The sequence below is a fragment of the Mycobacterium sp. IEC1808 genome, from assembly GCF_002101935.1.
Lineage (GTDB): Bacteria > Actinomycetota > Actinomycetes > Mycobacteriales > Mycobacteriaceae > Mycobacterium.
Genome location: NZ_LQPV01000024.1, coordinates 1 through 22,271, shown reverse-complemented (window position 1 = coordinate 22,271; position 22,271 = coordinate 1). Strand labels below are relative to the sequence as shown.

The 22,271-nt window shown below is 66.1% G+C and carries 15 protein-coding genes; 6 read left to right on the top strand and 9 right to left on the bottom strand.

The annotated features are described in order from the left end of the window. Window positions 1–13: 13 nt before the first annotated feature. Together ripD and AWB92_RS14975 are read right to left on the bottom strand one after the other, a co-directional pair. Window positions 14–760 carry an NlpC/P60 family peptidoglycan-binding protein RipD gene (ripD, locus tag AWB92_RS14980; RefSeq protein WP_085186647.1) on the bottom strand — a complete coding sequence of 249 codons (747 nt, stop codon included), beginning with the start codon at window positions 758–760 and terminating at the stop codon, window positions 14–16. A 390-nt stretch (window positions 761–1,150) separates the two neighbouring features. Then, entirely contained in the window at window positions 1,151–1,606 is a 456-nt protein-coding gene (locus AWB92_RS14975) for a hypothetical protein (protein ID WP_085186645.1), read from the bottom strand. A gap of 63 nt (window positions 1,607–1,669) precedes the next feature. Between AWB92_RS14975 and AWB92_RS14970 the strand changes: the two genes are divergently transcribed. From AWB92_RS14970 to AWB92_RS31075, 3 genes are all read left to right on the top strand, one after another. Further along, window positions 1,670–3,007 carry an adenosylmethionine--8-amino-7-oxononanoate transaminase gene (locus tag AWB92_RS14970; protein WP_085186643.1) on the top strand — a complete coding sequence of 446 codons (1,338 nt, stop codon included), beginning with the start codon at window positions 1,670–1,672 and terminating at the stop codon, window positions 3,005–3,007. A 68-nt stretch (window positions 3,008–3,075) separates the two neighbouring features. Continuing rightward, a complete protein-coding gene (locus tag AWB92_RS14965) occupies window positions 3,076–3,543 on the top strand; it encodes a hypothetical protein (RefSeq protein ID WP_241523461.1) in 468 nt (155 codons plus the stop codon). Between the two features lie 317 nt (window positions 3,544–3,860). Then, window positions 3,861–4,436 carry a PE family protein gene (locus tag AWB92_RS31075; protein WP_277622294.1) on the top strand — a complete coding sequence of 192 codons (576 nt, stop codon included), beginning with the start codon at window positions 3,861–3,863 and terminating at the stop codon, window positions 4,434–4,436. A gap of 24 nt (window positions 4,437–4,460) precedes the next feature. On the opposite strand, the gene AWB92_RS14955 is transcribed toward AWB92_RS31075, so the two are convergent. From AWB92_RS14955 to AWB92_RS14935, 5 genes are all read right to left on the bottom strand, one after another. Beyond that, a complete protein-coding gene (locus tag AWB92_RS14955; RefSeq protein WP_085186637.1) occupies window positions 4,461–7,376 on the bottom strand; it encodes an RND family transporter in 2,916 nt (971 codons plus the stop codon). 144 nt (window positions 7,377–7,520) lie between these two features. After that, window positions 7,521–10,391, bottom strand: coding sequence for an RND family transporter (locus tag AWB92_RS14950; RefSeq protein ID WP_085186635.1), 2,871 nt, complete (start codon window positions 10,389–10,391; stop codon window positions 7,521–7,523). Further along, on the bottom strand, window positions 10,388–10,804 hold the full coding sequence (locus tag AWB92_RS14945; RefSeq protein ID WP_068184521.1) for an MmpS family protein: 417 nt from the start codon (window positions 10,802–10,804) through the stop codon (window positions 10,388–10,390). The genes AWB92_RS14950 and AWB92_RS14945 overlap by 4 nt, the downstream gene beginning before the upstream one ends. Window positions 10,805–11,082: 278 nt before the next feature. Then, the gene (locus AWB92_RS14940) at window positions 11,083–12,567 is read right to left on the bottom strand and encodes a wax ester/triacylglycerol synthase family O-acyltransferase (protein WP_241523460.1); all 1,485 of its coding nucleotides are present in this window, start codon (window positions 12,565–12,567) and stop codon (window positions 11,083–11,085) included. 125 nt (window positions 12,568–12,692) lie between these two features. Then, window positions 12,693–14,027, bottom strand: a complete 1,335-nt coding sequence (locus AWB92_RS14935; RefSeq protein ID WP_241523459.1) for a hypothetical protein — start codon at window positions 14,025–14,027, stop codon at window positions 12,693–12,695. A gap of 481 nt (window positions 14,028–14,508) precedes the next feature. Between AWB92_RS14935 and AWB92_RS14930 the strand changes: the two genes are divergently transcribed. Then, window positions 14,509–15,777 carry a glycosyltransferase gene (locus AWB92_RS14930; RefSeq protein WP_085186631.1) on the top strand — a complete coding sequence of 423 codons (1,269 nt, stop codon included), beginning with the start codon at window positions 14,509–14,511 and terminating at the stop codon, window positions 15,775–15,777. A 34-nt stretch (window positions 15,778–15,811) separates the two neighbouring features. Here the strand turns inward: AWB92_RS14930 and AWB92_RS14925 are convergent, their stop codons facing one another. Together AWB92_RS14925 and AWB92_RS14920 are read right to left on the bottom strand one after the other, a co-directional pair. Continuing rightward, window positions 15,812–17,461, bottom strand: coding sequence for a GMC family oxidoreductase (locus AWB92_RS14925; RefSeq protein ID WP_142282106.1), 1,650 nt, complete (start codon window positions 17,459–17,461; stop codon window positions 15,812–15,814). A 102-nt stretch (window positions 17,462–17,563) separates the two neighbouring features. Beyond that, the gene (locus AWB92_RS14920) at window positions 17,564–18,775 is read right to left on the bottom strand and encodes a glycosyltransferase family 4 protein (RefSeq protein WP_085186629.1); all 1,212 of its coding nucleotides are present in this window, start codon (window positions 18,773–18,775) and stop codon (window positions 17,564–17,566) included. Between the two features lie 89 nt (window positions 18,776–18,864). On the opposite strand from AWB92_RS14920, the gene AWB92_RS14915 reads away from it, so the two are divergent. Both AWB92_RS14915 and AWB92_RS14910 read left to right on the top strand, forming a co-directional pair. Then, entirely contained in the window at window positions 18,865–19,860 is a 996-nt protein-coding gene (locus AWB92_RS14915; RefSeq protein WP_085186627.1) for a Gfo/Idh/MocA family oxidoreductase, read from the top strand. A 262-nt stretch (window positions 19,861–20,122) separates the two neighbouring features. Continuing rightward, the coding region (locus AWB92_RS14910) for a PE family protein (protein WP_142282105.1) at window positions 20,123–22,271 on the top strand (2,149 nt) is incomplete at its 3' end.

Genomic DNA, 22,271 nt, shown 5'->3' with positions numbered 1-22,271 from the left:
CCCCGGCTGAGGGCTACCGCGTGATGCCGTAGGGCGACTGCTGCACCGGCGCCTGCTGCGGCTGCTGCAGCAGGGGCAGCTGCTGCACCGGCGCCTGCTGGACCGGCGCCTGCTGCAGGGGGGCCTGCTGGGTCGGGACCTGCTGCAGCGGTGCTTGTTGCGTCGGGACCTGCTGCACCGGCGCTTGTTGCGTCGGGACCTGCTGCACCGGCGCCTGTTGGGCGGGCACCTGTTGCAGCGGCGCCTGCTGGAACGGCGTCTGCTGGACCCCGAGAACCCGGACCAGGTAGGGCGTCATGCCGTTGGCGCGCACCGGTGACACCTGGACCACGTCGCCCACCTCGAGCATCTGGTTGTTGCCGAGATACATCGCGACGCTCTGGGTGCCCTCGGGGCCGTAGAAGATCAGGTCGCCGCGTTGCGCCTGCTGCGGCAGCACCTTCTGGCCCAGCCGGTACATCTCACCGGAGGAACGCGGCAGCTTGATCCCCGCGCCGGCGTAGGCGTACTGCATCAGGCCCGAGGCGTCGAAACCGACGGTCATGGCGCCGGTGCCCTTGCCGCGGGTGGGGCCGGTGACGCCGCCGCCGGCCCAGGAAAACGGCACGCCGCGTTGCGAAAGACCGCGCATGACGACGATGTCGGCGGCCTGCTGGTAGTCCATCGACCGGGTGCCGGGGTCGGCCGTCGCGATGCTGGCGGTGGCCAACGGGGCCACCAGCATCGCGAGACCGATCGCGAAAGCGGAGATGCGTTTCATGGGGTTCCCACCTTCTTGGGTCCTGGGCCTCCGTCGCGGTGACTTCGCGCGGCGGCCGCTAGTGCAGGCGGCTTGGGCCTCCCCGTCGGGGCCCGACGCCGCTGCATGACGCTTGGCGATGAACCCGGCCGGCCTACCGAATTCACACCAGTCACTACAGACACTTTTACAACAGAAGTGGCTGGCGGAAAACGCCTGGTGAGCTTCGGAAAGGATTATTTGTCGTAACGTGACCGGACGGTGACTGGCCGCCCCAATCGCGTGCGCCCCGTTGTGATTTGGGTCTCAGTCGCGCGCCTGCGCCGGACTCGCTGAAACCGACGTCAGCGCGACACCCACTCGCATTTTTTCGACGTTGCCGTCGATCTGGGTGAAGACCGCGCGCCCGGCTCAGAGCCAGTAGCGCTCGCTGAAGGTGGTCAGGATGAAGCCGGCCGCCGAGGCGACCATGAGCAGGACGAGCGACAGGACCGGCCAGAAGGACATGTACCAGCCCTTCAGGAGGGAAACGAACGGGCCGATTGCGGCCGCGGCGATCGCCGCGCCGATGCCGCCCCACACAACCGGGTGGATGTAGTAGTCGATCCCGAACGGAACCGGTCCGCAGTCCTCGCCCTGGCAGACCTTCCCGAGGTAGCCGAAGAGCCGCGCCGGCCAGTCCGTCGCCGTGGCGAGGACCAGGAGCAGCACCAGCAGCGTGACCGTGCAGATGACGTCCCAGGCCGCGATCCGCAGGCGAAGCACCCGGGGCGGCTCGTGGTCGCGCTGGTCGGGGCGCTCGGGCGCCGGCGGGGCGGCGATGTGGTCACCCGGGTTGGGGCCGTCGGTCTGATGCGGCGAAGCCATGGCCATAGATGGTCCCCGATGGCCGCGAATTGTGCGAACCGGCTGCCTCTACGCTCGATCTCTATGCCTGCGGCGAGGGCCGGGCTGACGCCCGAGGAGATCAGCGCGATCGACGCGGCGCACCTGTGGCATCCATACAGCACCATCGGCAGGGAGGCGATGGCGCCCGTCGTGGCCGTCGCCGCCCGGGGCACCCGGCTGACGCTGATCCGCGACGGCGAGCCGGTCGAGGCGCTCGACGCGATGAGCTCCTGGTGGACCGCGATCCACGGGCACGGCCACCCGGACCTGGACGCCGCGCTCGCCGCGCAGCTGGCCACAATGAACCACGTTATGTTCGGCGGGCTGACCCACGAGCCCGCGGCCCGGCTGGCGCGGCTGCTGGTGGAGATCACGCCGGCGGGGTTGGAGACGGTGTTCTTCAGCGACTCGGGGTCGGTGTCGGTTGAGGTGGCGGTCAAGATGGCGCTGCAATACTGGCGCAGCCGCGGCCGGCCCGCCAAGCACCGGCTGATGACCTGGCGGGGCGGCTACCACGGCGACACCTTCACCCCGATGAGCATCTGCGACCCCGACGGCGGCATGCACTCGCTGTGGACCGACATCCTGGCGCGACAGGTCTTCGCGCCCCAGGTACCCCGCGACTACGACGCCGCCTACAGTGCGGCGTTCGAGGCACAGCTTGCCGAGCACGCCGACGAACTGGCGGCCGTCGTCGTCGAGCCGGTGGTACAGGGTGCGGGTGGGATGCGCTTCCACGATCCGCGCTACCTGACCGATCTTCGGGAAATGTGCCGACGGCACGACGTGCTGCTGATCTTCGACGAGATCGCGACCGGCTTCGGGCGCACCGGCGAGCTGTTCGCCGCCGACCACGCCGGGGTGAGCCCGGACATCATGTGCGTGGGCAAGGCGCTGACCGGCGGGTACCTCAGTCTGGCCGCCACCCTGTGCAGCACCGACATTGCGCACACCATCAGCTCGGGGGAGGCCGGCGCGCTGATGCACGGGCCCACGTTCATGGCCAATCCGCTGGCCTGCGCGGTGTCGGTGGCCAGCGTCGAGCTGCTGCTCGCCCAGGACTGGCGATCCACGGTGGGGGAGATATCCGCGGGCCTGGTGGACGGACTGCGACCGGCCCGGGAGCTGCCCGGCGTGGCCGACGTGCGGGTGTGCGGCGCCATCGGAGTCATCGAATGCGACCGGCCGGTCGACCTGGCCGTCGCCACCCCGGCGGCGCTGGACCACGGCGTGTGGCTGCGCCCGTTCCGCAACCTGATCTACGCGATGCCGCCGTACGTGAGCTCCGGCGAGGAGATCGCGCAGATCACGTCGGCGATGGTCGAGGTTGCGCGGGTGGTGGGCTCAACCGGTCGCGGTCACTCAGCGAATTCTCAGTAGATTCTTCGAAGCCGGTTAGCTCGGCTCAAAGGGTCCTCAAAGTCGCAGGCCGCAGGATCTAGCTCATGATGAGTCAGTCGCTCTGCGCCAAGTTGATCGACCGCTACGTACGCACCTGCGGCCTGCAGTTCCTCAAGGGCGAGCACGACGGCGAATACTTCTGTGTCGCCAATGCCGATGCCAGGCGGCTGCACATCCACCTCGAGATCTCACGGTCGTTCGGCGACATGTTGATCATCGGGATCGCTCCGGCGGGCTCCTTCCGCGCCGCTGACCGCCCCTGGCTCACCCGGTTAGCTGACACGTGGAACAAGCAGAACCGCAAAGTCACCGCGATCGTGCACAGTTGCTCGGACCCGCAACGCGTCGGCCTCGTGGCCCGCAGGTCCCGGTGGATCCAGGACAGCATCTCGTTCGAGGAGTTCGCTTCCTTCGTCGACCGCACCATCGCCGACGCCGTCGACCTGTTTGCTGAGGCGACCGTGGTTGTCGAGTTGACCTCGACGGCGCAGCCGATGTTGCGCGACGCCAGCTGAGATTCTGACGCGCACGGCCGGGCGCGACGGCGCCGCCGTCCCGCCAGCGTGGGCCCGACCGCCGACGATGAAGTTGTGGCTGATCGAAGCCAACCGGGACGGTTTCCGGGGCGGCTCCAACCGCGCGTCCCGGTAGGAGCGCAACGACCCGGAGGACCGCATGCTTTTCGGCCTGCGCGCACCATGTTCGAAAGCCGTCTAGCAGCGGGTATGCGGCGCCGCCAAGTTTTGTTGATCGCGATTCCCGGAAGCGCCCGCGCGCCGTTGTACTTGTGTGTAATCTCCGTGACGGGCGTGACCCAGTCATCCTTCGTGCTTTGCCGCTGGGTCCGTTGGTGACCGGCTGGAGGATAGATATGTCGTATGTGATCGCGTCGCCGGAGTTGATGGCGGCAGCAGCGGCGGATGTGGCTGGTATCGGTTCGACGCTCCGCGCGGCACACCTGGCGGCGGCGGCCCCGACCGTCGGGGTGATACCGGCGGCTGCCGACGAGGTGTCGGCGGCCGTCGCCCAAGTGTTCTCCCAGGCCGCCCAGAGCTTCCAGGGGCTGGTCGGGAAGGCGTCGGCGTTCGGTCAGCAGTTCGCGCAGCAGTTGACGGCGGGTGGGGGCGCCTATGCGGCCGCCGAGGCCGTCAATGCCGCGTCCGTGTCCGCCGATTCGAGCTCGATCATTCAACAGCTCATCGACGCGCCGAGCGGGTTCCTCGCAGCCTTTAACAGCCTCTATAACAGCACGACGGGCGTTTTGAAATTCTTCTTGAGCTTCTTCGAGCTACCGGTCTATATCGCATATGAGGGACTGGTTTTGACGTATTTGACGCTGGCCGGATTGATCGCCTTGGAGCAAACCTTGGCCAAATTCCTTACCGGCGCACCGATCCCGATTCCGTAGTTTTCCCGCGCTGTTGCCTTCGGCCTAGACCGTGAGCCGGGGGAGTTCGACCGTGGCCGGGTCGTCGTCGCTGCGCTCCTCATGCAGCAGCAGCGACCGCACCAGCGCGCGTGGGCCCTCGGAGCGAAGCATGTAGCTGGCCGGGCGCGGGCGGACCGTCTGGGGCCACCAGAACCACCTTCCGAGCAGCGCTGCGATCGACGGTGTCATGAACGAACGCACGACCAAGGTGTCGAACAACAGGCCCAGGCCGATAGTGGTGCCGAGCTGGCCGATGACGAGCAAATCGCTGAATATCATCGAGGCCATGGTGAAGGCGAACACCAGGCCGGCGTTCGTCACGACCTTTCCGGTGCCGCCCATGGCGCGGATGATGCCGGTGTTTATCCCGGCGGCTATTTCCTCTTTCATTCGGGCGACCAGAAGCAGGTTGTAGTCGGATCCCACCGCCAACAGGACGATCACCGACATCGGCAGCACCATCCAGTGCAATTTGATGCCCAGAACGTACTGCCACACCAAAACCGACAGCCCGAACGATGCGCCCAGTGAAAGCACCACCGTCCCCACGATCACCAGGGCGGCCACAAAACTTCGCGTCAGCGCCAGCATGATGACGAAGATGAGGCAGAGCGCACCGACGAGCGCGATCCACAGGTCGTATTTCGAACCGTCGTCGAAGTCCTTGTAGGTCGCCGCGGCGCCGGCAATCGAAATCTTGGCGCTCTGCAGCGGAGTCGTCTTGAGCGCCTCTTCGGCCGCCGTCCTGATCGGATTGATTCGCGCTATGCCCTCGGGCGTCGCGGGATCGCCACGGTGCGAAATGATGAACCGGGCCGCCTTCCCGTCCGGGGACACGAAGGAACTCATCGCGCGCTGGAAGTCGGCGTTTTGGAAGACATCGGGGGGCAGGAAGAAGGAGTCGTCATTCTTGGCGGCGTCGAACGCCTGCCCCATGGTGGTCGCGTTCCGGCTCGCTTCGTCCAGCTGACCGAACAGCCCGGACGTGGTGCTGTGGTTCGTCAACAGCGTCACGCGCGTGGCTTCCGCGATCGCGATCAGTGGCGGCGTCAGCAGGAGCAGCTGTGCCGCCAGCTCGTCCGCCTTCTCCGCATCCTTGACGACCATGTGCAATCTGTCGCTGAGCGCATCGACGCTGTCGAACAGCTGAAATATCGACCTCAACGCAAAGCAGATGGGGATGTCGTAGCAGTGCTTCTCCCAATAGAAGTAGCTCCGAATCGGCCTGAAGAAGTCGTCGAAATCCGCCACGTGGCCTTCCAGCTCGTCCACGATGGATTCCATCTCTTTCGCCACGCCGACCGTTTCATGGGCGACGGCGGTGAGCTGCTTCTGCAATTCGTACAGGTGCTTCAATATTGCGATCTGTTTGGCAAGCGAGTCGGCCTCGGTGAGCATGTCGTTCATGCGGGCCTTCATGAATTGCATGTTTTGCATCATGGACGAATTTTGGAGGCTGATCAGGAACGGTATGGAGGTGTGTTCGATCGGCGTTCCCTCGGGCCTGGTAATGCCCTGCACCCGAGAAATCCCGGGAACGCGGAATATCGCCTTGGCTATCTTGTGCAGCACCAAAAAGTCCGCCGGATTGCGCATGTCGTGGTCGGCTTCGATCATCAGAATGTCCGGCAACATTCGCGATTGCGAGAAATGGCGGTCGGCGGCCGCAAACCCCAAATTAGCGGGAAGGTCTTTGGGCAGATATGGCCGGTCGTCGTAGCTTGTTTTGTAGCCCGGAAGGGTCACCAGGCCGACCAGGGCGACCGCCAACGTCGTGACGAGGATGGGCGCGGGCCAGCGGACAATCGCGGTGCCGAACCCCCGCCATCGTTTTTGCGCGAGCCTGCGCTTGGGGTCACACAGCCCGAACCGGCTCCCGGTGGTCAGAACCGCCGGGACCAGCGTGACCGCGACGGCGACCGCGACGAGCATGCCCACCGCGCAGGGCACGCCGATGGTCTGGAAGATGGGCATCCGGGTGAAGCTCAGGCACAGCATCGCGCCGGCGATCGTCAAACCGGAACCCAGGACGACGGGAGCGACGCCGCGGTAGGTGGTGTAGTACGCGGTTTCGGGATCCTCGCCGGCCTGACGGGCCTCCTGATAACGACCGAAGAAGAAGATCCCGTAGTCGGTCCCGGCCGCCATCGACAGCGTCACCAGCAGGTTGATAGCGAACGTCGAGAGCACAACCATGTTGTGATCGCCGAGGAACGCGATGATCCCTCGGGCGGTGCCCACTTCGACGCCCACCCCGATCACCACCAGGATCACGGTGGTGACCGACCGGTAGACCAGCAGCAGGACCACGAAGATGATCCCCCCGGCTATCAGGGTCATCTTCAGCAGCGAGTCGTTGCCACTGCGCACCATGTCCGGGATGAGCGCCGCCGGGCCGGTGAGATGGGCCTCGACACCGGGCGGGGGCGGCGTCTGCTTGATGATCTGGCGGACCGCGGTCACGGATTCCTGCGCCAGGGTGGTGCCCTGATTGCCGGCCAGGTTCAGCTGCACGTACGCGGCCTTGCCGTCGGCACTTTCCACGCCCGTCGCCGTGAGGCGATCTCCCCACAGGTCCTGCACGTGCTCGACGTGCCGGGGGTCGTTTCTCAACTCGCGGACCAGTTCCCGGTAGTACGTGCGCGCGTCGTTCCCGAGCGGCTGCTTCCCCTCCAGCACGATCATCGCGAAGCTGTCCGAATCGGACTCCTTGAAGGCCTTGCCCATGCTCGTCATGGCCTGCACCGAGGGTGCATCCTGCGGTGCCAGGGGTACGGAGTGCTCTTCGCCGACCCGCTCCAAGGGAGGCACCCCGAACGTCACAAGCGCCGTCAAGGCCACCCACGCCAGGATGACGACGAGCGAAATCCGGCGGATCATCCGCGCGAAGAAGGGTGGCCGTTGGCTTTCGGTGCTCATGCGGCCTTCAATGCGCAGCCGGTGGACGCGCGCGGACCGGGCGCCTCGAAGCGGCAGCCACTGCTTCCGCTATCGCCTGGTGCCACGATGATCTCCACGGTTGCCGGTCTCGTCCTGAACTGGAAATGCGCCACTTGATCGCCGCTATCTCAGCAGTAAGGCACGCACCAACGGACGGGGTCCCGCGGGCCGCAGCATGGTGCTCGCGGGCCGGGGGCGAACCTGTTGCGGCCACCAGAACCAGCGGCCCAGCAGCGCGGCGATGGACGGCGTCATGAACGCGCGCACCACCAGCGTGTCGAACAGCAACCCCAGGCCGATCGTCGTGCCCACCTGACCGATGGTGCGCAGGTCGCTGACGAGCATGGACCCCATGGTGAAGGCAAACACCAGCCCCGCGTTCGTCACGACCTTGCCGGTGCCGCCCATGGCGCGAATGATGCCGGTATTTATGCCCGCGCCGATTTCCTCTTTCATCCGGGCCACCAGCAGCAAGTTATAGTCCGAGCCCACCGCCAAAAGCACGATCACCGACATCACAAGCACTGACCAATGTATTTGTATGCCGAGCAAATTCTGCCAGGCGAATACGGAGAGCCCGAAGGAAGCGCCTAGCGACAGCAAAACCGTACCGACGATGACCAGGGCGGCGATGAAACTCCGCGTCATGATCAGCATGACGATGAAAATCAGGCAGAGCGCGGCGATTCCCGCGATCATGAGGTCGATTGTCGATGCCCGCACCTGGTCCCGCACCGACGCCGCCGTGCCGGATAGGTAAATCTTCGAGTCCTCCAGCGGAGTTCCCTTGAGCGCCTCCTCGGCGGCGCTCTTGATCGCGTCCACCCGCGAAAGGCCGTCGGACGACGAGGGGTCGCCCTTCTGCAGGATGAGCATGCGGACGTCCTTGCCGTCCGGCGACACGAAGATGTTCATGATCCGCTGGAAGTCTTTGTTCTTCAACGTTTCCGGCGGCAAGTAGAAGGAATCGTCATTCTGGGCGGTATCGAACGCCCTCCCCATGGCGGTCGAGTTGTTGCTGTTGTCGCCCATGTTGCCGAGGACGCCGGACATGGTGCTGTGCATGGTGAGCAACATGGTCCGCGATTCCTGCATGATCGCGATCGTCGCCGGCAGCTGGGCCAGGATCTGCGGCAGCAGCGCGTCGACCTGATCGAGGTCCGCCACCAGCAGGATCAGCTTGTCGCTGACCGCGTCGACGCCATCGAGCGAATCAAAGATGCTTCTGATCGCAAAGCAAATCGGAATGTCGTAGCAGTGCTTTTCCCAATAGAAGTAACTGCGGAGCGGCCTGAAGAAATCTTCGAAATCGGCGATGTGGTCGCGCAGTTCGCTCGTGAGGGCCTGCATTTCGTGCGTGTTGGCGACGACGTCATGCGTGGTGGCGACCAATTGCTTCATCACCTCATACATGCGCTGCGTGATGTTGATCGCTTCGCTGATCAGGTCGGCCTGCTTGAGCAGGTCGTTCATGCGCGCTCGCTGAAAAGTGAGGAATTGCTGCTGGCCGGCGGCTTGCATGCTGAGCAAATACGGGATGGTCGTGTGCTTGATCGGGGTGCCCTCGGGCCGCGTCACGGCCTGCACCGACGAAATCCCCGGCACGGCCAGGACGGCCTTGGCAAGTTTATCCAGCACCAGAAAATCGGCCGAATCGCGCAGGTCGTGATTGGCCTCGACCAACAGAATTTCGGGTGCCATCATCGCCGACGGGGGAAAATGTCGTGCCGCGGCCTCGTACCCCAAATTTCCCGGGATATCTTTGGGAATGAACTTCTGGTCGTTGTAGCTGGGGTTGTAGCCCGGCAGCGTCAACAGCCCGATAAGCGTCACCGCAAGTGCCGCGGCGAGGATGGGTGCAGGCCAACGAACGATCGCCGTGCCCACCCGTCGCCATACGCGATAGCTGATTCTCCTTTTGGGTTCGAACAATCCGAACCGGCTTCCGACCGTCAGAACCGCCGGGATCAGCGTGATGGCGACCGCGACGGCCACCACAACGGCCACCGCGCACGGGACGGCCAGCACATAGAACGAGGGCAGCCGCGTAAATACCAGGCAGTAAAGTGCTCCGGCGATCGTCAAACCCGAGGCCACGACGACCTTGGTGACCCCGTGGTACGTCGTGTAGAAAGCCGACTCTCGGTCGCTGCCGGCCTGACGCGCCTCCTGATACCGCCCAATGAAAAATATCCCGTAGTCGGTTCCGGCCGCGATTACGAGGGATACCAGCAGGTTTACGGCGAGGGTGCTCAGACCGATGATCCCGTGATAGCCGATAAATGCGACAACTCCCCGGGCAACCATTAATTCAATGCCGACCACCAGCAACAAAAGAATTACCGTGATGACCGAACGATAGACGATGAGCAGCGTAAAGAAGATCACCGCGATGCTCACCAGGGTGATCGTGGCAACCGTCCTGTCACCACTGTGGCTCATGTCCGAAATGATCGCCGCGGGCCCGGTGACAAACGCTTTGACCCCTTGCGGCGCCGGCGTCCGCGCGACGATATGCTGAACGGCTTCGATCGATTCGTTGCCCGCGGTGATAATCACCAGAACATATGCGGCCTTACCATCGGCGCTTTGCGCGGCCTGTCTGGTTAATTCATCGCCCCAGAAATCGTTGACATGTACTACATGCTTCGGATCGTCTTTTAACTGAGAAATCAGTCGATCGTAATATCGGTGGGCATCGTCGCCGAGGGGTTGCTGACCCTCCAAAACGATCGTCGCCACACTGGTTGAACCCGATTGACCAGATTGGTCGGCCGCCTTGAAGTCTTCGTTCAGCCGTTGTGACGCCGTGGCGGACGGCGCGTTAGTGAGCGTCGGGGAAACAGAATGCTGGTTCTCGACCTGCTCCAGCGGCGGGACGAAGAAATTCAACACCGCGATGATCGCCAACCACCCCAGAATTATGGCGACCGAAAATCGACGGATCGTCCGCGCCACCAAAGGCCGACCGGTCTGCGGCTGGTGGTTGGTCATGAGCCCTTCAGCATGCAGGACGTAAAGGCGCTCACCTCGTTGGTGACCTTCTCGGATTTGACCACTCCGTCGAGGAGGATGCGGCAACCGATGCTGTCGGTATCACCCTGCGCCGCAACACTTCCGATGCCCGTGGCCGCCGTGACCGCGAATTCCAGCGACCACGGCAGGGTCGCCGCGTCAATATGCTGCGGAGTACCGGTGTCGTCGTAGTAGCTGATCAGTGCCACGGTCCCCGGTGGTCCGAAGACTTCGTACCTCAGGTGCTGGGGGTTGTAGGGCTTGTTGTCGACTCGGGTGTCGGCATACGAGAGGCGCTTTTCGGAGCCGAAGAGGCCGTGCAGGCGCGACACGGTGAATCCGCCGACGGCGATCACGGCCACGATAACCAGCGGGATCCAAAGCCGCCGCAGGCCCCGGAAGATCGCGGGCCCCGTGTTGCGACGACTCTTTTTAGGTGCGCCTTGGACGGGAGGCGTCAATGGCGGCGGGCCGGCATCTTGCCCGCTCTCGACGGCGATATCGGACCGCGTCGGCTCAACATCGCGCACACTGCCCCAGACCACCGCACCACCCTAACCGACACGAGTTGAATTACGGATGCAAACCTAATGGAGTCCAACAGCGCCTGACCAGGATTTAAGGAACTTCTCAGCATGGCTTCCGCGAAGCCGGCGCAGGGAACGATTCGTTACTCGATCTCACCGGTCAGGCCGAACTCCGCTAGCGTCCGCGCGGCGAGTTGGCGCAGTGCGGGCTTGGTGTTCTCGGCGCCCGGGTGGTAGGCCACGACGGTGAGGTAAATCGTGCCGATACCCGGTGTGCGGCAAGACACCACCTGCATATGGCCGCCCGTTCGCTCAAGCTGCTGACGCGTTGCGCGCTGCCTCGTTCCGCGGGCCCAGGCGTATTCGCATTGGGTGCCGTCCGCACGGCTGACCACCGAGCCCGCGTCGCCGAGGTTGGAAAAGATCACCGGCATGTCGGGGTCGTTGAGCTGCGTCTCGACGCCCCGTTTCCACGTCCGCTTGGGGGTGAAGGGGGACAGGGCAGCCAGTTGCGAAGATTCGTCCGGTTTACTCTGCAGAGCCTTCAGTGCCTGCTTGATGCCGGCTCGCGCGTCGCGCAGATCCGTGCTCAACCCGGTCGGGTCGAGACTGACCCGGGCAAACGACACCGCGAGCGCACGGGTATCACCCTCGGTGCGGTCGGTCATGACGATTTGTAGAGTCACGGCGCCGTCAGACGCACGTCGGCGCCCCAGGTGCTCCCCGAGTTTTGCGGCCAACGCGGCGGCCAGCGTGGTGCTCGTTCCACCTAGCGACTTCGCGCGCGCATCCCACTGATCCAGGTCGACGAGGATCGCGATGCCCGGCACGATGACCGGGTCCGCGCCGTCGTCGACACGGCGGGCGACCGCCCGTGGTGCCGGCGACGATGGGGCCGCGTCGCGCCGCTGACGGCGACTCAGTTTTGCCAACGCGACCAGCGCCCGAGCAACTTCGGGTGCGTCTCGAGCTGTTTGGCCGAGATCCTGCGCCAGCGCGCGCAGGCGGGTCCGCGAGCGTGGCGGCGGGTAGCCGAGGTCGCGGTTGGTGCCCAGGATCGCGTCGGCGACCGCGACCAGACCGCCGACGCCGTCAATGATGTAGTGAGAGACCACCCACGTGACCGCCGTCGAGCCGTCCGTCAGGGGAAGCACGCTGAGATGCCAGCCGGGTCCCGCTTCTGGGTCAACGGGAACCTGCGAGCGTTCGTCCGCCCAGTCGCTGAGATCGGCGCGTGGGCGGGCGCGGTCGGCGAAATGTATCGCCGCCGGCCCCCGATCGAGGACCCACCGATGCCGGCCGAACGGCAGGGGCGACCGCTCGATAAGCCGTCCGGACAACCCGTAACCAAAATTGTGGTGAAACCGTTTCAGCCCGTCGAAGTCGATATCGTGCTCGTAGACCCACACGACCTGCATGACTTCCGTCTGGCCAATGGCGCGCTGTCCGGCAACGAAGCCTTGGTCCACCAATGCCAGCAGATTGTCCGGCCGGCCGTCGCCGTTGGACGCGTATTCGCTAGAGGATGCGCGGGCGTGGCGTATCCGGATTGGCACTGATTGGCCTCCTAAGCCTCCAACATTCGCCCGTGACGCCTCGCGGGCATTCCTGCGGTCGAGCCGATTCATCACAGCAGATTGGCATCGGGTGCTTCGGCTCGGCCGAGCGTTTAGCCAATACTTAACCGGGTTCGGGGGCGCCTCGTGGCTGAAATGCACTCTGCGGCAGCCAAATCGCCGTCGGGAAGGATCCGTTATTCGATCTCGCCAGTCAGGTCGAACTCGGCCAGCGAGCGCGCCGCCGTCCCGCGCAATGCGGGCTTGGTGTTCTCAGCGCCGGGATGGTAAGCGAGCACGTGGATGAAAATCTTGCCGATTCCCGGCGAGCGAAGAGAAAGCAGTTGCAATTGCCCGCCCGTTCGCTCCAGCGTTTGTCGGGTTACGTGCTGCCTGATCCCTCGTGCGTAGGCGTACTCGCAGTGGGTGCCATCGAGGTAGCCGACCACCGAGCCGACGTCGCCGAGGTTAGAACAAACGACGGGGCGATCGGGGTCGGCGAGCGCCGCGTCGACTCCCCGTCGCCACGTCCGTTTCGGCGTGAACGGGGCAAGCGGAGCCAGCAGCGCTGACTCCGCCGGCGTTTCCCGCAAAGTCTTCAGTGCCTGGTTGATGGCGGCGCGGGCGTCACGCAGATCGGTCGTTACCAGCGTCGGGTCGATGCTGACGCGCGCAAAGGACACTGCGATCGCGCGCGTGTCACGAGGCGCGCGTTCGCTTATTGGCAGTTGCAGCGTGACGGCGCCGTCACCCGGACGTCGGCGCCCCATGCGCTCCCCGAGTTTCGCGGCGAGCCCCGCGGCCAGCGTGTTACTCGTGCCGCCAAGAGCCTTGGCCCGGGCATCCCAATGGTCCAGTTCGATGCCGATCGTGATGCCGGGCACGACGAAGGGATCGTCGCCGCTGCCTCCGCCGTTTTCTCTACCAGGGGCGTTGGGTCGCGGTGACGGCGATCGGGCTGCTTCACGCCGTTGCCGACGCATCAGTTTTGTAAACGCGACAAGCGCTCGGGCGGCCTCAGGTGCGTCCCGGACCGTTCGGCCGGCATCCTGAACCAGCGCACGCAGTCGAGTGCGAGAACGCGGCCGCGAGTACCCCAGCTCGCGCTTGTCTCCCCAGAGCGCTTCAACTATCGCGCTCAACAGCCCGATGCCGTCGACCAAATAGTGGGATGCCACCAGGGTGACCGCGGTCGAGCCGTCCGTCAGGGGGAGGACAGCGAGATGCCAGCCGGGTCCCGACTCCGGATCAACGGGCACTTGCGAGCGTTCATCAGCCCAGTCGCTGAGTTCAGCGCGTGGACGGGCGCACTCAGCGATATCGATGCCCGGCGACTCGCAATCCAAGACCCACCGATGCCGGCCGAACGGCAGCGGCGAACGCTCGATCAGCCGCCCAAACAACCCGTAACGAAAATTGTCGTGGAAACGCCTGAGCCCATCGAAGTCGATGGCGTGCTCATAAACCCACACGACCTGCATGACTTCCTCCAGGCCGGCGGCATGCTGGCCGGCAAAGAAGCCTTGGTCCACGAACGCCAGCCGATCGTCCGGCCGCGCATCACCGTTGGATGGGCGTGCGGGACGTACCCGGAGTCGCACTAATCAGCCTCCACTGGCACACGATTCGCCGGTAACGCCTGGTGGTGCGTACACCCGATCACAGGGGGACGACCGCCGCGAATGGCGGCGTTGGCGTCGCCGATTCATCACAGCAGACTAGCCTCGGTGCATCCGCTCGGCCGAGCATTCGGCTAAGACTTGACCGTTGACCAATTCCGGTCGGGTTGCATTCCGTGTTGTGTTGACGCCCGCGACGAATTGGCTGAAACGCAGTCTGTGCTAGGCCAATCCCCCCAGTAGACGGCGGCATTGGCGGGCCTTTTCAAAACTTCGGATTGGCGGTCGATGGCACCGGTGTCGGGGTTATGCTGCTGGGCGGCTGAGCTGGGCACCGGGTCTGCCGCTTTCATTTCGCAGAACGCGCACGGGAAGTGAAGGACCAGGATTACGCATGAAATTTGTGCTGGCGTTCTATGGGACTCGCGGCGATGTCGAGCCCGGCGTCGCCCTCGGCCGTGAGTTGCGACGCCGCGGGCACGACGTGTGCATGGCGGTCCCGCCTGACCTGGTCGGCTTCGCCGAGGCGGCGGGACTCACGGCGACCGACTACGGGCCGGATATCCAGACGTGGCTCGAATCGACACGCAACTTCTGGACGTATTTCTTCCGGAACTTCTGGCGGATTAGGGATGTGCGCGCGTACCTGCGGGAATCTCGGGAGCCCGGCACGCGGCATTGGGCCGAGATGAGCGAGATGCTGACCTCGCTGACGGACGGGTCCGACCTGCTGTTGACCGGTATGAGCTACCAGGAGCTCGCCGCCAACGTCGCTGAGTATCGCGGCATTCCGCTGGCCACGCTGCTTTGGTTCCCGATACGCGTCAACGGCCGCCTGGTTCCGACGCTGCCGCCCCCGGTCATCCGGTCGGCGATGAGGGTCTACGACTGGCTGGTTTGGCGCGGCGTCAAAAAGGTCGAGGAGGCACAGCGTCAGGAATTGGGCCTACCGAAGGCCACCGGCTCCGGGCCGGCGCGCATCGCCGAACGAGGATCGCTGGAAATCCAGGCATACGACGAAGTGTGCTTTCCCGGGTTGGCCGCCGAATGGGCGAAATTCGACCGTCAACGGCCCTTTGTCGGCACGCTGACGCTGGAATCACCGACGGACGCCGACGATGAGGTTGCCTCGTGGATCGCCGCGGGGGAACCGCCGATTTTCTTCGGGTTCGGCAGCATTCCCGTCGAATCCGCTGGCGAGACGATCGCGATGATCGGTAGGGCATGTGCTCGGTTGGGTGAACGAGCGCTGGTTTGCGCCGCCGCGACCGATTTCGGCAACGTCCCGCATTTCGACCACGTCAAAGTGGTGGGCGCAATGAATTACGCGGCAATCTTTCCGGCTTGTCGCGCGGTCGTTCACCACGGTGGTGCGGGCACCACGGCCGCGGGCCTGCGCGCCGGAGTCCCGACGCTGATCCTCTGGATGGCGGACGTTCAGCTGATCTGGGGAGCCGCGGTGAAACGGCTCAAGGTTGGCACCGCAAGGCGCTTTTCGACCGCTACCGAGAAATCACTGGTCGAGGACCTGCGGACCATCCTCGCCCCGCAATACGTCGCCCGTGCCCGTGAGATCGCCGCTCGGATGACCAAACCCGCCGAAAGCGTTGCGGCCGCGGCGAATTTTGTGGAAGACTTCGCCCGCCTCAACCGAGTTGGGTGAATCAGGTTCGCGCACAGGCAGTTTCAACCCCAGGTCAGGTGGCGAAATGCGCCTGGTTCACGTGTTCGGCCACCCGCAGCGCGTTGGCCGCCACCGTCAAGCTGGGATTCAACCCGGCGCTGGATGGAAAAAACGAGGCGTCCACCACGTAGAGGTTGTCCACCTCGTGCGCCCGGTTCTGTGGGTCGAGAGCGCTGGTTTTGGGATCAGTGCCGAAGCGGCAGGTGCCGCAGACATGGCCCAGGGTGGAGTTGTTTGCGCCGGTTCGCAGTGTGAGGGTGCGATACGGCTTCAACACCTCTTTTATCTTCCGAATGAACACTGCGCGGCGGTCGACCTCGCTTGGGTGCAAACGGTATTGGAGCCGCAGCCGCTGGCGCCCATCCTCGCCGGGCCGGTCGCTTGGCAGGACCCGGTTGTCCAGATACGGCAGGTCCTCCATGATCGGGGCCAGCACCAGCCCGCCATTGAAGAAGCGATCGTAGATCGGCCGCACCGCCGGGCTGATCAGGCGCAGTGCCTTCGGCTGCCATCCGGGTTGGTTGGTGAACATATCCATCGACGCCAAATTCGCCATCGCGCCCGCCGACTGCACGGTGCCGTATTTCTGGCCGTCGGAGAAATAGAAATCGTTGAACCCGATTTCCTTGTTCTCGGCGGTGATCCTGCAGCCGGGTTGCGGCCAGACCTCGATCCAATCCATCAGATGGCGCATCAGGTTGCGCCCCACCACATCTGAGCCGTTGGCCAGTCCGCGCGGCCACTCGCCGGAGCGGGAGTTGAGCAATAAGACCGGGGTGGCCAGGGCGCCGGCGGCCAGCGCCACGACCTTGCCTTTCAACGCCAGCATGTCGGAGCCATGCTGGGCGATCACCTGCTGCACCCGGGCGCGATCGGCCTCGAGATGCACGACTCGGCACTGGTCGAGCAGGTGCGCCCCGTGCTCGGTAACGGCGGGCAGCACGCCATTGCGGCCCGCGTCATTCTTGCAAGACCGCTCGCAGAGATGGGCCTGACAGGTGGGACAGCCGTCGGTGTAGTCGCAGGCCATCGGCAGGTGGTAGGGGTGTAGTCCGCGCCCGGCCAGGTAGTTGACCAGCGGCTGGTTGTCGGGGGAAAACGGCGGGGCCGCAGGCAAACCCACGTCGGCGGCTTCGGGGCGCAGCGGATCGGGCGCGCCGCGCACATTGAGGAGTTTTTCGGCCTCGGCATACCACGGACTCAGCTCGTCATAGGTGATGGGCCAGGCCTCGGGCACGGTGGAATCCCCGGGGTCGCGGAAGTTTTGCCGCGGGGTGAAGTCCTGGGCGAAGAACCGCTCGCAGACCATTCCATACAGGGCGGATGAACCGCCGGTGCCGCTGCCGATGAACGGCACGAAGCGTTTCGGGCGTCTGCCGCTGATGTCTTCGATCTCGTCAGTGGAGCGCCCGGCCCGGGCTAACGCGTCGTAATAGGCCTCCGCCGAACGGGCGGCGCGCGGCTCGGCGAGTTCGGGCATGGCGGCGCGAATCGTTCCGGGGGTTCCGGGCAGTGTGGAGCGGCCCTTTTCGACGAACAGCACCCGGCGGCCGGCGCGGGCCAGCGACAAGCCCAGCGTGCCGCCGCCCATGCCGGTGCCCACGACGATCACGTCCCACACAACGCGTTCGGCCTCACGGGCACTCAGCTCGCCGACAGCCAAAATTCAACTCCTCAGCGGATGATGGCCCACGCTTGGCCCGGTCCCGGGCGAATCGAGATCGTAGCATCGCATATCGCGGGCGAATGGGCGGAAAATTACACCTCAACGCAGGCCGAGAATTGCGGTGAATTCATCGTCGTGACGGTCGCGCTGGAAGCGTGGCGTTTCCACCGCGCGAAAGGCGAGCTTACGACGCAGGTCTTCGTCGGATTCCAGCGTCATCAGGTTGGCTGCGAGTGCATTTGCGTCGCCGGCCGGGCTTAGCAGCCCATTGATCCCCGGATCGATGATCTCCGGTGTGCCGCCCGCGTTCGTCCCGCACACAGGCAATCCGGCTCGCATGGCCTCCACGGTTACCCGCCCGAACGCCTCGCATTGGCTGCACATCAGGCCGACGTGAGCGGCGGACCAGTAGGGGCCGACGTCATGTGTGCGTCCGTGGATATCCACCAGGTCCTCGACGCCCAGGCGTCGCGCGAGCTCGCGAAGCGGCTTCTGGTTGCCGGCGCCGACCAGGGTCAACTCGATGTCGACGCCGGCCTCCCGGGCGATGGCCACCGCCTCGACCGCGATGCGCTGTCCCTTCGCTTCGGAGAAGTAACCGATCAACACAGCGCGCATGCGTTCGCCCGGTCGTCGCTCCGGCGGTGTGCCGAGCGGGGTGTCGACGACCGGGTAGACCACGTGCGTCGTCATCGTCGGATCCACCGCGAGCAGAGCGTTCTCGACCGCGTGCGAATTGCAGATCACCGCCGCCGACAGCCGCCCGATGAGGCGGATGGTTCTGCGGTAGCCCAACAGGAACCAGAGCCGGTGGTCGTCTTTGCCGAACTCGCGGACCAGCCAGTAATGGGGGATGCCGAGCAGTTTGGCAGCGATCGCGTGCGCGGGAATGACCATCGTATTGGTGAGCACCATGGTCGGGCGCTGTCGAACAAGTAGGAACAGCGCCTGCAAGATGCCGACAAGCAGAATGGCGAGATACGGAACCGTGCCGATGAGCGCCTCAACGCGTGGCGCGCGCGACCGGACGAGAAAGGCCCAGCCCGGTATCCAGGTGATCTTGGTCCGGATATTGTGCCGAGCGCATTCCGTCACCAGGCTGCCCTTCCACGGGCAGACGGCGACGACGTCGACGTCGGGCCGCATTTCGTGGATGGCCAGGACCATATCGCGAAAGTCGAGCGCACCTCCTCCGCCAAAACTGCCCACGTTGGAGATCACCATCACGCGGGGGATCGGGCTGGCCTTATGCGACGCGGTGATCGCGCGAAGCCGAGTTCCCACGCGGCGCAAGGTATCAGCGGCGACCATTGCGAGAGTGTATGTCGGCGCGTTTCCGGTGAAATTGCGTCTCGAAATCTTGCCGACCGACCTGCGGGTCGACTGCTAGCATCCCGTCCGTGTCTGGACGCGGCGCACCGGTGCGGATCGGCGTCCTGGGGGCGGCGCGCATCACGCCGACGGCGCTCATCAAACCGGCTCGGGACAACGCCGAGGTCGTGCTGGCCGCGGTGGCCGCACGCGATGTGTCCCGGGCGCAAGCCTTTGCCGCCAAACACGGCATCGCCCGGGTGCACGACAGCTACGAGGCGCTGCTCGCCGATCCGGACCTCGACGCTGTCTACAACCCGCTGCCGATCGGGTTGCACGGCAGGTGGACTCGGGCCGCGCTTGACGCCGGTAAGCACGTGCTGTGCGAAAAGCCGTTCACCGCCAATGCCGCCGAGGCCCGCGAGGTCGCCGCGCTTGCCGCCACGTCGGATCGGGTCGTGATGGAGGCTTTTCACTACCGCTACCACCCGTGCGCGGCGCGCGTGGAGGAGATCATTGCCTCCGAAGAGCTGGGCAAGCTCGAGCGCGTCGACGCCGAGTGGTGCTTCTGGATGCCGAAGCTCTCCCACAACCGCTACAACTACGCCCTGGCCGGTGGCGCGCTGATGGATCTCGGATGCTACGCCGTCGACATGGTGCGCAGGTTCGGCGGCTCGACTCCGGACGTCGTTGCGGCACAGGCCAAACTACGCGGTCCCAACGTCGACCGAGCCATGACGGCCGAGCTGCGGTTTGCCGGCGGGCACACCGGGCGGATCCACTGCTCGATGTGGTCGACCGCCCCACCGCGCTTAACCGTGAAGGTGGTTGGCGAGCGCGGCGAGCTGCGGCTCAATCCGTTGATCCCGTTCCAGCGGTTCTCGGTCCGGTCGACCGCCGGAAAGCGGGTGGAGAACTTCACCGCGGGGCGCTCCACCTACGGGCATCAGCTCGACGCTTTCGCCGCCGCGGTGCTGCGCGGTGAACCGGTGAAGACGACACCGGAAGAGGCGATCGAGAACATGATCGTCATCGATGCGGCGTATCGCGCGGCCGGCCTTCCGCTGCGCGAGCCCGCCGCTTGAACCCCAACCGACCGGCAAATCGGACCGCTTCGGCGGGGTTGCATCGGCGAAAACGGCCGCAAAAAAGCAAACCTGACCCCTAGTCGCACCTGTCGCATCAGTCACACACGCAGGCTGTGCGGTGCTGCGGCGGCCCGGGGTACGCAATTCATACTCGATTCAAACTTTCGGAATCGGATTCCAAACGGTATTAGACACGCGTAACCTACGCCTAAAATCACCCGCGTCCCGTAGCCGTCTGATCCCCACCGAGGGGGAACCAATGTCTTCCTATGTGATCGCAACATCGGGAGCTTTGGCCTCGGCGTCGGCGGATTTGACCGGGATCGGGCAGACAATCGGTGCGGCCTACGCGGCCGCGGCGCCTTCAACCACGTCGGTGGTGGCAGCGGCGCAGGACGAGGTGTCCGCGGCGATCGCGAAGTTGTTCGGCGCCTTTGCGCAGGAACAGCAGGCGCTGAGCGCGCAGGCGGAGGCGTTTCATGCACAGTTCGTGCAGGCGCTGAACGGCGCCGCGGGCGCCTATGCGGCCGCGGAGGCGGCCAATGCTTCACCGCTGGATTCCGCGCTGGCGGCGATCAATGGGCCCGTTGAGGCGCTGACTGGCCGTCCGCTGATCGGCGACGGCGCAGACGCGACCACCCCGGGCGGTAACGGCGGTGACGGAGGGATCCTGTGGGGCAACGGCGGCAACGGCGCGGCCGGGGCGGCGGGAACCGGACAAAACGGCGGTAACGGCGGGTCGGCGGGCTTTTTCGGCCATGGCGGCAACGGCGGGGCCGGAGCGTCGTCAACTACGCCCGGTGTGGCGGGGGGTAACGGCGGGGCCGGCGGTATGAATGGACTGTTCGGCGGCGGCGCCGCCGGGAATGGCGGCAACGGCGGAGCCGGCGGCTCCGCCACGGCGGCCGGTCAATTAGGTGGTGCCGGAGGTAACGGGGGGGCCGGCGGCGCGAGCGAGTCGCTGTTTGGAGGAGCCGGCGGCAACGGCGGTGCCGGAGGTCAGGGCGGGTTCAGCAGCGTCGGCGCCACCGGCGCTCCCGGCGCTCCGGGGTCGAGTTTCGCGGGCGGCGCCGGCGGCGCCGGCGGCGCTGGCGGCAACGCCGTCGGGTTCCTGAGCTCCGGCGGGCACGGCGGCCAGGGCGGATTCGGCGGCAACGGCGGTGCCGGCGGCACGGGCGGCGCTGGCGACTTCAGCATCAACGACGGCACTGGTGGCGCCGGCGGCGCGGGCGGGCTGGGCGGTGCGGCCGGAGCGGGCGGCGCCGGCGGCACCGCGGGCATCTTCGGCACTCCCGGCGCCGGTGGTACAGCCGGCACTACCGGCACATCCGGCGCCGGCGGCGCCGGCGGTCAAGGCGCGGCCGGCACCGCGCTCCATCCGGACGGCGGCAACGGCGGCGCCGGCGGCAGCGGTAGCAGCGGCGGCATGGGTGGCGCCGGCGGCAGCGCCGCCGGCAATGGTCACGGCGGTAACGGCGGCACCGGCGGCGCCGCCCTTTCGCAGACAGGCACCGGCGGCGACGGCGGCGCCGGCGGCAATGGCGCCGGCAACGGCAACGGCGGCAACGGCGGTAACGGCGGCGCCGCCGCCGCGCAGGCGGGCAACGGTGGAAAGGGCGGCGACGCCCCGGGCAACGGTAACGGCGGTACGGGCGGCGCCGGGGCCGCCGTCGTCACGGCCGGCACCGGGGCCGTCACACCCGGCACCGGCGGCGACGGTGGTAGCAGCGGCGGCGGTGTCGGCGGGGCCGGTGGGGCCGGGGGTGCCGTGCTCATCACGAATGGTTCCAATGCCGCCAGTGTCACCGGCGGCACCGGGGGCCATGGCGGAAGCGGCCTCTTCGGTGGGGTCGGTGGGGCCGGTGGGCAGGTCATCACCGCCGGAAGCGGCGACACCACCGGCGGCCACGGCGGCGACGGGGGCACCGCCAGCAGCGGCCTCGGCGGCGCCGGCGGGGCCGGCGGTAGCGTCCAATTCCAGAACGGTTCGTCCACGGCCGCGGTCACCGGCGGTGCCGGCGGCAACGGCGGGCAGGGTAGTGCCGGTGGTGCCGGTGGTGCCGGTGGAGTGGTCGTCTCGAATGGAACGGGAATCACCATCGGCGGCCACGGCGGCGGCGGTGGCGTCGGGAACGGCGCCATCGGTGGGGTCGGCGGGGCCGGCGGCAGCGTGCAACTGCAGAATGCCGCCTCTACGGCCGCGGTCACCGGCGGCGACGGCGGTACCGGCGGGAACGGCACCTCCGGCGGTGCCGGTGGGGCCGGTGGGGTAGTCGTCACGAACGGAACGGGAGCCACCGGCGGCGGCCATGGCGGCGCCGGCGGCACCGGCGGCACCGGTGTGGGCGGTGCGGGCGGGGCCGGCGGTGGCGTGGCTGTCCAGAACGCTGCCTCTTCGGCCACCGTCA

Coding starts and splice junctions, on each gene's coding strand:
- ripD (WP_085186647.1), bottom strand. CDS start 760: ATGAAACGCATCTCCGCTTTCGCGATCGGTCTCGCGATGCTGGTGGCC.
- AWB92_RS14975 (WP_085186645.1), bottom strand. CDS start 1,606: ATGGCTTCGCCGCATCAGACCGACGGCCCCAACCCGGGTGACCACATC.
- AWB92_RS14970 (WP_085186643.1), top strand. CDS start 1,670: ATGCCTGCGGCGAGGGCCGGGCTGACGCCCGAGGAGATCAGCGCGATC.
- AWB92_RS14965 (WP_241523461.1), top strand. CDS start 3,076: ATGAGTCAGTCGCTCTGCGCCAAGTTGATCGACCGCTACGTACGCACC.
- AWB92_RS14955 (WP_085186637.1), bottom strand. CDS start 7,376: ATGAGCACCGAAAGCCAACGGCCACCCTTCTTCGCGCGGATGATCCGC.
- AWB92_RS14950 (WP_085186635.1), bottom strand. CDS start 10,391: ATGACCAACCACCAGCCGCAGACCGGTCGGCCTTTGGTGGCGCGGACG.
- AWB92_RS14940 (WP_241523460.1), bottom strand. CDS start 12,567: ATGAATCGGCTCGACCGCAGGAATGCCCGCGAGGCGTCACGGGCGAAT.
- AWB92_RS14930 (WP_085186631.1), top strand. CDS start 14,509: ATGAAATTTGTGCTGGCGTTCTATGGGACTCGCGGCGATGTCGAGCCC.
- AWB92_RS14920 (WP_085186629.1), bottom strand. CDS start 18,775: ATGGTCGCCGCTGATACCTTGCGCCGCGTGGGAACTCGGCTTCGCGCG.